Source organism: Streptomyces sp. NPDC051180 (genome assembly GCF_040689545.1).
Lineage (GTDB): Bacteria > Actinomycetota > Actinomycetes > Streptomycetales > Streptomycetaceae > Streptomyces.
Genome location: NZ_JBFBBC010000003.1, coordinates 26,063 through 39,430 on the forward strand (window position 1 = coordinate 26,063; position 13,368 = coordinate 39,430).

The 13,368-nt window shown below is 73.5% G+C and carries 13 protein-coding genes; 6 read left to right on the top strand and 7 right to left on the bottom strand.

The window, feature by feature from the left end; genetic code table 11:
* Positions 1 to 21 precede the first annotated feature (21 nt).
* Positions 22 to 726 (top strand): SLATT domain-containing protein, encoded by a 705-nt coding sequence (locus AB0424_RS06780; protein ID WP_366303359.1) that lies wholly within the window; start codon positions 22 to 24, stop codon positions 724 to 726.
* A gap of 126 nt (positions 727 to 852) precedes the next feature.
* Here AB0424_RS06780 and AB0424_RS06785 read toward each other — a convergent pair whose 3' ends face one another.
* The 3 genes from AB0424_RS06785 to AB0424_RS06795 all read right to left on the bottom strand — a co-directional run bounded on the left by AB0424_RS06785 (position 853) and on the right by AB0424_RS06795 (position 3,799).
* Positions 853 to 1,503 carry a hypothetical protein gene (locus AB0424_RS06785; RefSeq protein ID WP_366302708.1) on the bottom strand — a complete coding sequence of 217 codons (651 nt, stop codon included), beginning with the start codon at positions 1,501 to 1,503 and terminating at the stop codon, positions 853 to 855.
* 147 nt (positions 1,504 to 1,650) lie between these two features.
* A complete protein-coding gene (locus AB0424_RS06790; RefSeq protein WP_366302709.1) occupies positions 1,651 to 2,364 on the bottom strand; it encodes a GntR family transcriptional regulator in 714 nt (237 codons plus the stop codon).
* Positions 2,365 to 2,434: 70 nt separating this feature from the next.
* Entirely contained in the window at positions 2,435 to 3,799 is a 1,365-nt protein-coding gene (locus AB0424_RS06795) for an aspartate aminotransferase family protein (protein WP_366302710.1), read from the bottom strand.
* Between the two features lie 144 nt (positions 3,800 to 3,943).
* On the opposite strand from AB0424_RS06795, the gene AB0424_RS06800 reads away from it, so the two are divergent.
* Both AB0424_RS06800 and AB0424_RS06805 read left to right on the top strand, forming a co-directional pair.
* Positions 3,944 to 4,546, top strand: coding sequence for a DJ-1/PfpI family protein (locus tag AB0424_RS06800; RefSeq protein WP_366302711.1), 603 nt, complete (start codon positions 3,944 to 3,946; stop codon positions 4,544 to 4,546).
* Positions 4,547 to 4,555: 9 nt separating this feature from the next.
* Positions 4,556 to 5,032, top strand: a complete 477-nt coding sequence (locus AB0424_RS06805) for a MarR family transcriptional regulator (protein ID WP_366302712.1) — start codon at positions 4,556 to 4,558, stop codon at positions 5,030 to 5,032.
* A 110-nt stretch (positions 5,033 to 5,142) separates the two neighbouring features.
* On the opposite strand, the gene AB0424_RS06810 is transcribed toward AB0424_RS06805, so the two are convergent.
* Both AB0424_RS06810 and AB0424_RS06815 read right to left on the bottom strand, forming a co-directional pair.
* Positions 5,143 to 6,030, bottom strand: a complete 888-nt coding sequence (locus tag AB0424_RS06810) for a glycoside hydrolase family 19 protein (protein WP_366302713.1) — start codon at positions 6,028 to 6,030, stop codon at positions 5,143 to 5,145.
* A gap of 107 nt (positions 6,031 to 6,137) precedes the next feature.
* Positions 6,138 to 6,587, bottom strand: coding sequence for a MarR family transcriptional regulator (locus AB0424_RS06815; RefSeq protein WP_366302714.1), 450 nt, complete (start codon positions 6,585 to 6,587; stop codon positions 6,138 to 6,140).
* A gap of 110 nt (positions 6,588 to 6,697) precedes the next feature.
* Here AB0424_RS06815 and AB0424_RS06820 point away from each other — a divergent pair, with 110 nt between their 5' ends.
* Positions 6,698 to 7,630 (top strand): haloalkane dehalogenase, encoded by a 933-nt coding sequence (locus AB0424_RS06820; protein ID WP_366302715.1) that lies wholly within the window; start codon positions 6,698 to 6,700, stop codon positions 7,628 to 7,630.
* Positions 7,631 to 7,717: 87 nt separating this feature from the next.
* Here the strand turns inward: AB0424_RS06820 and AB0424_RS06825 are convergent, their stop codons facing one another.
* Complete coding sequence (locus tag AB0424_RS06825) at positions 7,718 to 8,659, bottom strand: NADP-dependent oxidoreductase (protein ID WP_366302716.1); 942 nt, start codon at positions 8,657 to 8,659, stop codon at positions 7,718 to 7,720.
* A gap of 181 nt (positions 8,660 to 8,840) precedes the next feature.
* Here AB0424_RS06825 and AB0424_RS06830 point away from each other — a divergent pair, with 181 nt between their 5' ends.
* Complete coding sequence (locus tag AB0424_RS06830; RefSeq protein ID WP_366302717.1) at positions 8,841 to 10,394, top strand: substrate-binding domain-containing protein; 1,554 nt, start codon at positions 8,841 to 8,843, stop codon at positions 10,392 to 10,394.
* 26 nt (positions 10,395 to 10,420) lie between these two features.
* Positions 10,421 to 12,292, top strand: a complete 1,872-nt coding sequence (locus AB0424_RS06835) for a serine/threonine-protein kinase (RefSeq protein ID WP_366302718.1) — start codon at positions 10,421 to 10,423, stop codon at positions 12,290 to 12,292.
* Positions 12,293 to 12,375: 83 nt separating this feature from the next.
* On the opposite strand, the gene AB0424_RS06840 is transcribed toward AB0424_RS06835, so the two are convergent.
* Positions 12,376 to 13,281, bottom strand: a complete 906-nt coding sequence (locus AB0424_RS06840; protein ID WP_366302719.1) for a LysR substrate-binding domain-containing protein — start codon at positions 13,279 to 13,281, stop codon at positions 12,376 to 12,378.
* Positions 13,282 to 13,368: the final 87 nt, after the last annotated feature.

A 13,368-nucleotide genomic window follows, 5' to 3' on the forward strand; every position in this document is an offset into this window, starting at 1 on the left:
CCGGTGAGCCAGCAGCCGGAGATGCAGCCACCGGGACCCCCGGGCGGCGACGTCCACCGCGATCTGACCGCTACGCCCTTCCCCCTGGGCGACTGGGGTGAGCCGGCCGAACGGCTCGACGAGCTGTACCGCTGGGTGGAGTCCAACGCCCTGCGCACCGCCGAGTGGTACCTGTCGGACCGCGTGTGGAAGCGCCGCTGCGCCCGGGCGCTGCGCCTCGGGACGGCGGCCGGGGTGATCGCGGGCGCCGCGCTGCCGCTGCTCGACCTGACCGGGGTGGCCGCGGGCACCGCGGGCTGGGGCTATCTGTCGCTGCTGCTCGGCGCCGCCTGCCTGGCGTGCGACCGGTACTTCGGTCTCACCTCGGGGTGGATAAGGGACGTCGCCACCGCGCAGGCCGTGCAGCGCCGTCTCCAGGCGCTCCAGTTCGACTGGGCGTCGGAGAGCGTCCGGGAGGTCCTGGGGCCCACGGAGGGCACCGCGAGCGAGGCCGCCGAGCGGTGTCTCGGCGTCCTGCGCCGCTTCTCGGAGGACGTGACGGAGCTCGTCCGGGCGGAGACCGCGGACTGGATGGTCGAGTTCCGTTCGGGCCCGGCGCCGCTGGCCCTCCAGTCGGTGGGCGTCGTGCCCGCGCGGGCCGAGAGCCACCACCCCTCGGGCCGGTTCCCCCTCCCGCCGGGCACCCGCCCGAACATGCCGCGCCAGCGCCCCCCGGAGACCCGCTAGGGAGTGTCCGGAGGGGGCCGGGGCGGCCGGGGCCGCCAGGGGGCAGTCCCGGGGGCCCGCCGGGGCCCGGTCCCCGAGGGCTTCGGGTTCCCGAGGGCTTCCGGGCCCCGGGGCGCGGCCCCGGACTCAGCTCAGGATGATCATCGAGCCCTGGGCCAGGCTCCGCGTCGCCGCCGCGTGCAGCCCCAGCCACACGTGGCGCTCCCGGGCGAAGGGACTGCCGTCGTGCGGGACGGGGGCGGCCGGCTCCTCCAGGGCGGTGGGCCGCTCCGGCGGCACCGGGGCGGCCGGCGGGTTCGCCGGGTCGATGCCGATCGAGGGCGCCACGAACTCCAGCTCCCGCAGCAGCCCGTACGAGGAGCCGAGCGGGCCGCCGCCCTCCAGGAGCTCGTCGGTGGTGAGCGGGGCCGGGAAGTCGACCGGCACGTACGCGCCCGCGTGGTCGTAGTGCCAGACCAGGTGGGACTGCTGGGCGGTCGCCTCGAACATCTCCAGGAGCTGCTCGTAGTCCCCGCCGAGCTCGCCGACCGGCTCGACCGGCAGCCCGCACATCTGCAGCAGGTACGCGCGCCGCAGGAAGTGCAGGGCCTCGTAGTCGAAGCCCGCGACCGGGGCGACGTCCCCGGTGAGCCCCGGCATGTACGCGTAGACGGGCACGGTCGGCAGACCGGACGCGCTGAGTACGGCGTCGAAGACGGCTATCTCTTCGGCGAAGGGGTTGTCGGGGCTGTGGCACAGCACGTCGACGAGGGGGACCAGCCACAGGTCACAGGCCAAGGGAGGCTCGCTCTCCGTCAGTTGCAGGGACGGCCAGGGTAGTCGGCGCAGCCGGCCACGCCCACCCGCTGAGGAACTGCCCCCGGAGGCCCGGCCTCAACCCGCCCCGGCGCGCTTCGGTCCGGCGCGCCCCTCCGCCGGGCGCCGTCACCGCGCCCGTGATTCCAGGCGGTCCGCCCACTCCAGCGCGTGCGCGTTGTAGGCCCGGACGACCTCGACGGCCGCCGCGGCGTCGCCGCGCGTGATCGCGTCCACGAGCTCCACGTGCCCGCCCCACAGCCAGCCGAGGAGGTCCCGCTCGGAGCGCAGGTAGGGCACGGAGAAGACCCATGCCTGGACGCGCAGCCGGTGCAGGAAGTCGGCGATGTAGGCGTTGGCGGCGACGAGCCGGCCCAGCTCGCGCCAGTACCGGATGTCGTAGCCGATGAGGATGTCGAGGTCGCCGGCGCGGGCCGCGCGGGCCGCCGCCTCGCCCCGGCGCCGTACGGAGACGAGCGCGACCCCGACGCCGAGGTCCGGCTCCGTCGCGGAGGACGGCGGGAGGGGGGTGAGGACGGGTTTGTTGCGGCGGAAGATGCCGTCGACGACGAGCATCCGGGCCTCGACCATGCCCCGGTAGTCGTCGACCGAGTACTGGTGGACGCGGAAGCCGCGGTGCTGGTCGGAGTCGAGGAGCCCCTGCGCGCAGAGGTCGACGAGGGCCTCGCGGACGGGCGTCGCCGACACCCCGTACTGCTCCGCGATCTGCTTGACGGTGAATTCCTCGCCGGGCTGGAGACGGCCCGCGAGCACCTCGTCACGCAGCGCGTCCGCGATCTGCTGTCGCAAGGTGTTGCGGGTGACAGCTCCGCTCGCGGGCATCGTGGTCGGCCCCCTCCGTCAGGTTTCGGGACACCCTAGTCCAGACGGAGGAAACCTCCTCGTCCTGCGGTTACGCGGTGTGCTCGTCGGCCACCGAGAGCGCCGCGTCCAGCGCCGCCAGGCCCTCCTTGGCCTCCGCCTCGGAGACGTTGCAGGCGGGAACGGCGTGCGTGCGGTTCATGTTCACGAAGGGCCACAGGCCCTGCTTCTTCGCCGCGGCGCCGAAGGCGGCCATCGGCGCGTTGGCCTCGCCGGCGGCGTTGTACGGGACGAGCGGCTCGCGCGTCTCGCGGTTCTTGACCAGGTCGAGTGCCCAGAAGACGCCCATGCCGCGGACCTCGCCGACCGAGGGGTGGCGCTCGGCGAGCTCGCGCAGGCCGGGGCCGAGGACGGTCTCGCCGATGTGGGCGGCGTTCTCGACGACCTTCTCGTCCTCCATCACCTGGATGGTGGCGACGGCCGCGGCGCAGGCGAGCGGGTGGCCGGAGTAGGTGAGTCCGCCCGGGTACGGCCGCTTGTCGAAGGTGGCGGCGATCTCGGCGTTGATGGCGACGCCGCCGAGGGGCACGTAGCCGGAGTTCACGCCCTTGGCGAAGGTCATCAGGTCGGGCACGACGTCGAAGTGCTCGGCGGCGAACCACTTGCCGGTGCGGCCGAAGCCGGCCATGACCTCGTCGAGGACGAAGACGATGCCGTACGTGTCGCAGATCTCGCGGACGCCGGCGAGGTAGCCGGGCGGCGGGGTCATGATGCCGGCGGTGCCGGGGACGGTCTCCAGGATGATCGCGGCGATGGTCGCCGGACCCTCGAAGGCGATCGTGTCCTCGAGGTGCTGGAGGGCGCGGGCGCACTCCTCGGCCTCGGTCGTGGCGTAGAAGGGCGAGCGGTAGAGGAAGGGCGCCCAGAAGCGCACGACGCCGGCGGAGCCGTTGTCGGAGGCCCAGCGGCGCGGGTCGCCGGTCAGGTTGATCGCGGTGGAGGTGGCGCCGTGGTACGAGCGGTAGGCGGAGAGCACCTTCGTGCGGCCGGTGTGCAGCCGGGCCATGCGGACGGCGTTCTCGACGGCCTCGGCGCCGCCGTTGGTGAAGAAGATCTTGTCCAGGTCGCCCGGGGTGCGCTCGGCGATGAGGCGTGCGGCCTCGGAGCGGACGTCGACGGCGAAGGCGGGCGCGAAGGTCGCGAGCTTCCCGGCCTGCTCCTGGATGGCGGCGACCACCTTGGGGTGCTGGTAGCCGATGTTCGTGTAGACGAGGCCGCTGGTGAAGTCGAGGTAGCGGTTGCCGTCGTAGTCCCAGAAGTACGAACCCTCGGCGCCGGCGACGGCGAGCGGGTCGATCAGGCCCTGGGCGGACCAGGAGTGGAACACGTGCGCGCGGTCGGCGGCCTTGACGGCCGCGCCGGCCTGGGGATCGGGTTCGATGACATGAGGGGTCATGGGGTCGAGGGTAAGGAACCGCAGGTGGGGCGGGCCATGGCCATCTTGTCCACCGAGACCGGGGCGGACGCGACACGTTGTTTTCCCGCGGGCGTCCACCCCGACATTGTTGACAGCATGCTGTCGACATGACAGTCTTCTGTCATGGAAGCCAAGGGATCCACGACCGTCCACCTCGCCGTCTACGACACCCTCGCCGACTGGGAGACCGGCCACGCCACGGCCTGGCTCGCCCGCGCCGGATACACGATCAGGACCGTCGGCCCGGCCGCCGGAGAACCCGTCACCACGATCGCCGGCGTCCGGATCGTCCCCGACCTCGCACTCGCCGACCTCACCCCGGACGACAGCGCCCTGCTGATCCTCCCGGGCGCCGAGAAGTACGACGAGGGCGACGAGCTCACCCCCTTCACCGCCAAGGCCCGCGCCTTCCTCGACGCCGGGGTCCCGGTCGCCGCGATCTGCGGCGCCACGGCCGGTCTGGCGAAGGAGGGCCTCCTCGACGACCGCTCCCACACCGGCGCGGTCTCCTTCTACCTCGCCGCCACCGGCTACAAGGGCGGCGAGCACTACGTCGACGCGGACGCCGTGCGCGACGGCGACCTCATCACCGCGGGCCCGACGGAGCCGGTCGCCTTCGCCCGCGAGATCTTCGCCCGCCTCGGCGCGTACGAGGGCAAGCGGGACGCCTGGTACCGGCTCTTCCAGCACTCCGACCCGGCCGCCTTCGCCGAACTGAACGGCTGAGGAGCGCACATGAGCCGTGAACAGCAGGACGCCCTCTCCCGTACGGCCCTGGGCGTCTTCCGCCTCAACGGCCAGTTCCTCGCCGTGTCCGAGAAACTGGCCGAGCCGGCGGGGCTCACCGCCGCCTGGTGGCAGGTCCTCGGGGCCGTGCTCCCCGAGCCCCTCCCGGTCGCCGGGATCGCCCGGGTCATGGGCATCACCCGCCAGAGCGTCCAGCGGATCGCCGACCTGCTCGTCCGCGACGGACTCGCCGCCTACGAGCCGAACCCCGCCCACCGCCGCGCCAAGCTGCTGGCCCCCACGGAGGCCGGCCGGGCGGCCGTCCACCGCATCGACCCGGGCCACGCCGAGCTCGCCGCCCAGCTCGTCCGGGAACTGGGCGGCCAGGACGCCTTCGACGAGACGGTACGGGTCCTGGAGCGGCTGTCGGCGGCCCTGGAGGCGGTCGGGGAGGGCGACCGGGCGTCTGCCGCGCCCCAGGGGTGAAGCGGGAATCCGGGCCGCCGCCCCGGCCCTGACCCGGGTGGCCGAGAAAGCACGAACGCGCCGTCCGCCGTCGCACGGAGGCGAGGGCGGACGGCGCTTCGGGGCGATCCCTAGCAGTACAGGTTCGCGCCCGTGGGGACGCCGAGGATCTGGGTGAACTGCTGGTACTTGGTGACGCGGCTCTGGACCTGGGCCGGGTTGCGGCCGTCGCACTCCAGGGAGCCGTTGATGGAGCGGATGGTCTGGCCGAAGCCGGCGCCGTTGACCATGGCGTTGTGGCCGGTCATGGTGCCGGGGCCGCTCTGGGTGTTCCAGTACCAGAGGCCGGTCATCATGGCGACGGCCGGCTCGCGCTCGACCCGCCAGGGGTTGTTGAGCAGGTCGATGCCGAGGGAGTCGCCGGCGGCCTTGTAGTTGAAGTTCCAGGAGAGCTGGATGGGGCCGCGGCCGTAGTAGGCGGCCTGGCCGGCGGGGCAGCCGTAGGGCTGGCTCGTGTCGCAGTAGTGGGGGTAGTTGGCGGTGTTCTGCTCGACGATGTAGTAGAGGCCGCCGGTCTCGTGGGAGACGTTGGCGAGGAAGGCCGCGGCCTCCTGCTTCTTCACCGTGTCGCTGCCGGTGTTGGCGAACGCCGGGTAGGACTTGAGGGCCGCGGTGAGGCCGGCGTACGTGTAGAAGGGGTTCCGGTTCGGGAACATCTGGTTGAACTGGGCCTCGGAGACGACGAATCCGGAGGGGTTCGGGTCCGTGCCGCCACCGCCGCCGCAGCCGCCCTCGTCACGCCAGACGTCGGAGGAGCCGGGGCGCTCGTTCTGGGTCCACCACTTCGCGTACCAGTTGTGGCCGTTGTACGAGGCGGTCATGCCGCCGGTGTAGACGCTGCCCGAGTTCCAGGCGGCGACGCAGGCGGGGGCCGCGCCGGCCGGGGCGTTGGGGAGGAGTACGGCGAGTCCGACCGCCGTACAGAGGGCGGCGAACAGGGTGACGAGTCTGCGCTTCATGCGCGGGTCCTTCCGGGTGGGGGTCCGGGCGGCCCTAGCGAAGCGCGATTGGTCTGGACCTGTCAAGGTCTGGACCAGACATTGTGACAGTTGGGGTTCCACTTGCCTCAGCGGTCGAGGAGTCGCTCCAACAGCGCGGCGAGGAGGGCCCGTTCGGCGACGGTGAGCGGTCCCATCAGCTCGTCCTGGGCGTCGACGAGGACCTTGTCGAGCCGTTCGAGATGGCTGCGGCCGCGCGCGGTCAGGGTGATGACGTTGCGTCGGCGGTCGGCCGGGTCGGGAGTCCGCTCCACGTGCCCCTGGTCGACGAGTTCGTTGATGACGGAGACCAGGTCACTGCGGTGGATGCCGGTGCGGCGGCTGAGGTCGGCCTGACTGGCGGACCCGTGCTCGTCGAGCGAGACCAGGGCCGCGTAGTGCCACTTGCGGGCGTCCTCGGCGGCGAGGCCGGCGCTGACGAGGCGGTCGGCCCGGGCGGCGGTGAGGGCGAGGAGGCGGCTGGGGAGGGCGCGGAGGCGCTCCGGGGTCTCCGGGGTCTCCGGCGAGTGCTCGGTCATGCCGCGCAGATTACCCGTTGCGTTAGTGGCACGAACGATATAACTTCATTCGTGGCACGAACGTTAGTGCCGCGAACATTAGTAATGTGAACGTTAGAGGAGCGAACGCCATGCCCGTGATCGACGTCCTCGATTCGACGATGTACTACGAGTCCCGCGAAGGAACCGGCACTCCCTTCGTCCTCCTGCACGGCAACCCGACCTCCTCCCACCTCTGGCGGCACGTCCTGCCGGCCGTCGGCGGCGGGCGGCGGCTGCTCGCACCGGACCTGATCGGGATGGGGCGCTCGGGGAAGCCGGACGTCGCCTACGACTACGCCGACCAGGCGCGGTACCTGGGGGCGTGGATCGAGGCGATGGGGCTCGACGAGGTGGTGTTCGTCGGCATCGACTGGGGCGGATCGCTCGCCTTCGACTGGGCCGCCCGGCACCCGGAGCGGGTGCGGGGAGTGGCGTTCATGGAGACGATCCTGCGCCCGATGGGCTGGGAGGAGTTCCCCGAGAAGGCTCGGGGTCGCTGGGAGGCGTTCCGCACCCCGGGGGTCGGCGAGCGCATGGTCCTGGAGGAGAACCTCTTCATCGAGGACTCGTTCGCCCACACCGTGGTGACGGGGCTCGGCACGGCCGACCACGACGTCTACCGGGCGCCGTACCCGACACCGGAGTCCCGGCGGCCGATGCTGGAGTGGGCGCGCGCGATGCCGCTGGGACGGGAGCCGGCCGAGGTGGTCGCCCGCATCGAGGCGTACGGCACGTGGCTGGGGGCCTCCACCGAGGTCCCGAAGCTGCTGCTGACCTTCTCGGACTCGCCGACGCTGATGATCGACGCCCCGGCGGCGGCCTGGTGCGCCGAGAACATAGCCGCGCTCACGACGACCGCCTGCGGCCCCGCCGGGCATCAGGCCCCGGAGGACCGGCCGCGGGAGATCGCGGCCGCGCTCACCGCGTGGGCGGACGGGGAGGGGCTGGGCGGGCAGGGTCGGACCGGGGAAGGTCGGGGTGGAGAGGGGCGGGCCGGAGAGGGTCGGGGCGGACGGGCGTAGACGGCCCTGCCCGCCGGCCCGTCCGAGGACGCCCGGCGAGCAGGGTGGCGGACCGGGAAGGCGGCTTCCCGTCCGCTCGGCGGCGGCTCAGATCATCAGGATGATGCGGCCGGGCCGGTGACCCGCCTCCGCCCTGCGGTGGGCCTCGGCGGCCTCCTCCAGGGGCATGACGTCGGCCACGCGGGTGGTCAGCTCACGGTCCGCGACCTTCTGCAGGCTCTCCTTGAGCCGGACGACGTCCGGCTGGGCCCGGACGGTCTCGACGCGGATGTCCCGCTCGGGGACCGGGACCCGGTCGGGGGCGAGGGCGAGGAAGACGCCGTCGTCCCTCAGCACCGGGAGGAGCGCCTCGCCGACCAGGGCGCCGTCGAAGATCGCGTGGACCCGGTCCGGGTCGCCTTCGAGCACCTTGGCGACGACCTCCTCCGGGGTGCCGCGGGTGATGACGTGGTCGGCGCCGAGGACCCTCAGTTCGCTCTCGTCGCCCTCGTGGACGACGGCCACCACCCGCAGGCCGGCGGCCGAGGCGTACTGGACGGCCAGGCGGCCCACCACCGCGCTGGCGCCGGTCACGAGCAGGGTCGCGCCCGGCGCGAGCGTGAGGCGGTCGAGCCCCTGCTGCGCCGTGGCGGAGGCCAGGGGGAGGGAGGCGGCGACCGTGAACTCCACGTCGTCCGGGACCGGGGCCAGCCACTCCGGGGCGACCCGCACGATCTCCGCGTAGGTGCCCTCGCCCGTCAGCTCCGTGTACCAGGGCACGAAACCGGCCACTCGGGCCCCGGGCTCCAGGCCCGGCACGGGATCGAGCAGCTTGCCCGCGAAGTCCGTCCCCAGCACGAAGGGAGGAGTGAGAGCGCCGACGGCGTCGGCGTAGTGACCGGCGCGGATGCGCAGGTCGGCCTGGTTCACGCCCGCCGCTTTGAGACGGACCCGCACCCGGCCGGGGACGTCCCCGGCCTCCGGTTCGGGCCGGCGGGCCATTCTGAGGACCTCGGGTCCGCCGTAGGCGGTCACTTCGACGACACGCATGGGGTACTCCTCAGACGGAAGGCCCCCTCGTCGCCATTACACCCACGCTCCACACCCCCGGCAACTCTGGTGACCCACCCGCGCACGACGGGCCGGGGTTCCACTGACGGAAGGGAGAACTCCAGGTGGCGGGCCGCGACGTGTCCCACGCGACCGCACACACGTCCGTACCGTCGCGACGGTGGACTGGCTCACCGCTGAGAACCTCATCGCCGTGGTCACCGCGCTGCTCGGCGTCCTCGTCTCGGCCGGCGCCGTCTGGTACGAGCGCCGGGTGCCGCACCAGCGGCGGATCGGCTACCGCGTCCAGCTCGACACGGCCATCGGCGACGGCGCGGCGAACCGGGCCGTCGCCGGGGCCTCGGGGGCCGGCGCGGCGGTCCGGCGCGGGTACTTCAACGCCAGCCCGGACCTGGCGGACGCCACCCTCGTCCTGCTCCGGATCGAGAACGACGGGGCGCTCGCCCTGACCCGCGAGCACTACACGGACGGCGACGACCACGGGCTGACGGTGGAGTTCGACGGGCGGCGGGTGAAGGCGGTCGTGGTGACCGCGCCGGAGCACCCCCGGCTGCTGAGCCACTTCCCCGCCGACTGGCAGGGCCCGGCGGAGGGCTCCACCACCATCCTGCTGCCCAAGGTCCCGCTCAACCGGGGCGCCCACTACAAACTGCTCGTCCTGCTGACCGGCGGACCCATCGGCGGTCCGGTCTCCGTCGACGGGAACATCGCCGAGGGCCACGTCCACGTCAACCACAGCACCACCCCGGACGACAAGGCACCCGTCTTCAGCCGGGCCGCGCGGACCGTCACGATCATCCTCACCGCCTGCGTCGTGGCCCTCGCCGCGATCATCGTCCGGGAGCGGACGCCGCCGCCGATCGGCTGCGCCCGGGGCACCCTCACCGTCACGGGCTCGACGGCCTTCGCGCCGGCCGTGCGGGAGGCCGCGGAGAAGTACCAGCGGGACTGCGAGGGCTCGACGGTGATCGTGGACGCGCACGGTTCGACCGCCGGGATACGGGCGCTGGCCGAGGCCGGGGCCAGGTCCCCCGGGGGGGGGTCGCCCGCCGTCGTCGCCCTGTCGGACGGGCGCAAGCCGGGCGGCTACCCGGAGCTGCGGGAGAGCATGGTCGCCGTCTCCCTCTTCACCCTCGTCCTGAACGACGGGATACCCGTCGACGATCTCACCCGGGACCAGATCCGGCGGCTGTACCGGGGCGAGATCGCCGACTGGGGCGAGATCGTCCCCGGGCTCGACCGGCCGGTGCTGCTGGTGAGCCGGGACGCCGGCTCCGGGACCCGGCAGGTGTTCCAGCGCCGGGTGCTGGGCCGCAACGAGCCGGCGAACTCCTCCCAGGACTGCGTGACGCGCGACGACCCGGAGGCGAAGGTGGTCCGCTGCGAACTCGACTCCACCGAACAGGTCCTGTCCGCCGTGGCCAGGCTCCCCGGCGCCATCGGCTACGTCGAGCTCCGCGCGAGCGAGGGCCGCAAGGGCCTGCACCGGGTGGCCGTCGACGGGCGGCGGCCGGTGGTGGACGAGATCGGGACGTCCGGCTACCCGTACCGGGAGATCGAGTACGCCTACACCTGGGGGCGGCCGTCGGCCGACTCCCTGACCACCAGCTTCCTCACCTACCTCGGCCGGGGCGGCGGACAGGACGTCGTCCTGGCCCACGGCCACCTGCCCTGCGCCACCCCGAAGGGGCTGCGGATCTGCGGAGACGGCTGAGGTCCCGTCTGGCATGCTCTGACGACGTGGAGCCATTGAACGCGGAAGACCCGGTCGGCATCGGCCCGTTCCGACTGATCGGCCGCCTCGGGGTCGGGGGTATGGGCCGGGTGTTCCTGGCGCGTTCGGCGGGCGGGCGGACGGTCGCGGTGAAGGTGGTGCACGCGGAGCTGGCCGCCCAGGACGAGTTCCGGCGCCGGTTCGCCCGCGAGGTCGCCGCGCTGGAGCGGGTCGGGGGCACGGGCACCGCCCCCGTCCTGGGCTCGGACACGGCCGCCGAGTCGCCGTGGGTGGCGATCGGATACGTCCCGGGGCCGTCGCTGCGGACCGTCGTGGGCGACGAGTTCGGACCGCTCCCGCCGACGACCGTGCGGTCGCTGGCCTCGGGTCTCGCCCGCGCCCTCGTCCACATCCACGCCGCCGGGCTCGTCCACCGCGACCTCAAGCCCTCCAACGTGCTGCTGACCGTCGACGGCCCCCGGGTCATCGACTTCGGCATCGCCCGCGCCGTCGACACGGTCGCCGAAGGCGGCGGCCTGACCAGCACCGGGGCCGTCGTCGGCTCGCCCGGCTTCATGTCACCCGAGCAGGTGCGCGGCGAGCACCTCACGCCGGCGTCGGACGTCTTCTGCCTCGGCTCGGTGCTCGTCTACGCGGCGACCGGCCGGGCCCCGTTCGGGACGGCGGACAGCGGCGTGCACGCGACCATGTTCCGCATCGCCCACGACGAACCCGACCTGAAGGACCTCCCGCCCGAGCTCTCCGGACTGATCCGCGCCTGCCTCGCCAAGGATCCGGAGGCCCGTCCGTCGGCGGCGGAGATCGCCGAGACCCTCCCGATCGCCGACCCCTGGCTCCCCGCGGACGTCCTCGCCCCCATCGGCCGCCACGCGGCCCGGCTCCTGGAGGCCGAGGGCAGCGCCCCGGCGTCCGAGACTCCCCCGCCCACCGCCCCGGCCGGTGCGGGCACGTCCGCGACCACCCCCGCGGCCGCCGCGCCCCGGCGGCGGGGCCGCACCGCCCTGCTCGCCGCCGTCACGGCCCTCGCGGTCGCCGCGGCGGCGGGCGTCGCCTTCACGTACTGGCCCCGCGGCGACTCCCCCGGCGCCACGGGCACCTCGGGCGGCCAGAAGAACGGCGGCGGCACCGGAGGCACCGCGCCCGGGATCGTCCCGGCCACCTTCCTCGGCGCCTGGGAGGGCGTCCTCAAGGGCTCCGCCGACGTCCCGTACGAGACCCGCAGGATCGAGGTCACCCAGGGCCCCGCCGGGGCCAGGGCCGCCGTCTACACCCACGTCACCGGGGAACAGCTGTGCATCGGCCGGGCCACCCTGGTCTCCGCCACCGACGGCGAACTCGTCCTCGGCGAGGCGGAGATCACCGCGAGCGTCCCCGCCCAGCGCTGCACCCCGGCGGCCCGCCAGACCCTCACGCTGCGCTCGACCGACGTCGTCGAGTGGGGATCCGGCGTCGCGAAGGGCACCTTCCGCCGGGTCGAGGCCGGCACGGACGTGGTCCCCGCCGCCTATGTCGGCACCTGGAAGCAGGCCCCCGACACGCTGACCCAGCCCCAACCCGACCGCTGGTCCTACCGGCTCATCGTCACCCAGGGCCCGGTCGGCGCACCGCTCGTCCGCTTCGAGCAGTCGTACCCGCGCATGGACGACCAGGGGAACCTCCTCGCCGACGACGTCGACTGCGCCTCCACGGCCATCGTCGGCGGCGCGGGCTCCCTCCTCGTCATCGGCCCGGAGACCCGGGACCCCGACACCTGGGACTCGGACTGCGCCGAGAACGGCTCCAGCAACCTCCGCATCGTCCGGTACCAGGGCAAGGAACGGCTCCAGGTCTACGGAATGAGCGCGGACGGCGAACCGGCCGAGTTCGTCCGCGACTAGGTCGTCCCTTTCGGACCGTGCCGGCCGAGCCGGCTACGGACGACCCTCAGGGCGCAGTCGAACCCCTTTCCCACGAGGCGAGTTCAGGACGCCTGCGAGACGACGTCGGAGGCGGCGCGGGCGTACGCGCGGATCAGGGGGCGGGTGTCGTCGGCGCGCCAGGCGAGGGCGAAGCGGCTGGGCGAGACGCCGTGGACGGGGCGGGTGACGACGCCGTCGCGCGTGAGCAGGGGAGCGTTGCCGGCGGCGACCAGGCAGATGCCGAGGCCGCCGACGAGGGCTTCGTAGGTCTCGTCGGCGCTGGCGATCTCGGCGCCGACGACCGGCGGCCGCCCGCCTCGGGCGTCCACGGCCAGCCAGTGGTCGCGGAGTTCGGGGCCGCTGGCCGGCAGGGCGAGGAAGGGCTCGTCGAGGAGGTCGTCGAAGCCCAGTGCGGCGCGGGCGGCCAGCGGATGGGACTCCGGGAGGGCGACCAGCCGGGGCTCGGTGGCCACCACGACCCAGCGGAAGCGGTCGGCGCCGGCCAGCGGGAGCCAGACGAACGCCACGTCGCTGCTCCCGTCGGCGAGACCGGCCGTCGGGTCCTCCCAGCCGACCTGGCGGAGCTTCAGCCGGGCCTCCGGGTGGCTCCCGGTGAAGCGGGAGCGGATCGCGGGAAGCAGCCCGCCGCGGCCGGGGCTGGTGCTCATCCCGACGACGACGGTGCTCTCCGACGCCTCCCGGGCGCGGCGTACGGCCTCGTGGCCCTCCTGCCAGGCGGCGATCGTGGCGCGGGCGTGCGGCACCAGGGCCGTACCGACGGAGGTGAGGGTCACGCCCTGTCGGTCGCGGTCGAAGAGGGCGGCGCCCAGCTGCCGCTCCAGCGCCCGGATCTGTTTGCTGAGCGCGGGCTGCGAGACGTAGAGCCGCTCGGCCGCGCGGGTGAAGTGGAGCTCCTCGGCCACCGCGAGGAAGTAGCGCAGATCCCGCCCGTGCACATCCATAGCCATGGGTTATCACGGGAGATCTTGGACGGGCAAAGCCCTTGCGGCGCAAGCTTGTTGTGTCACCGGGCAGCATCCACGAGGGGGAGTACG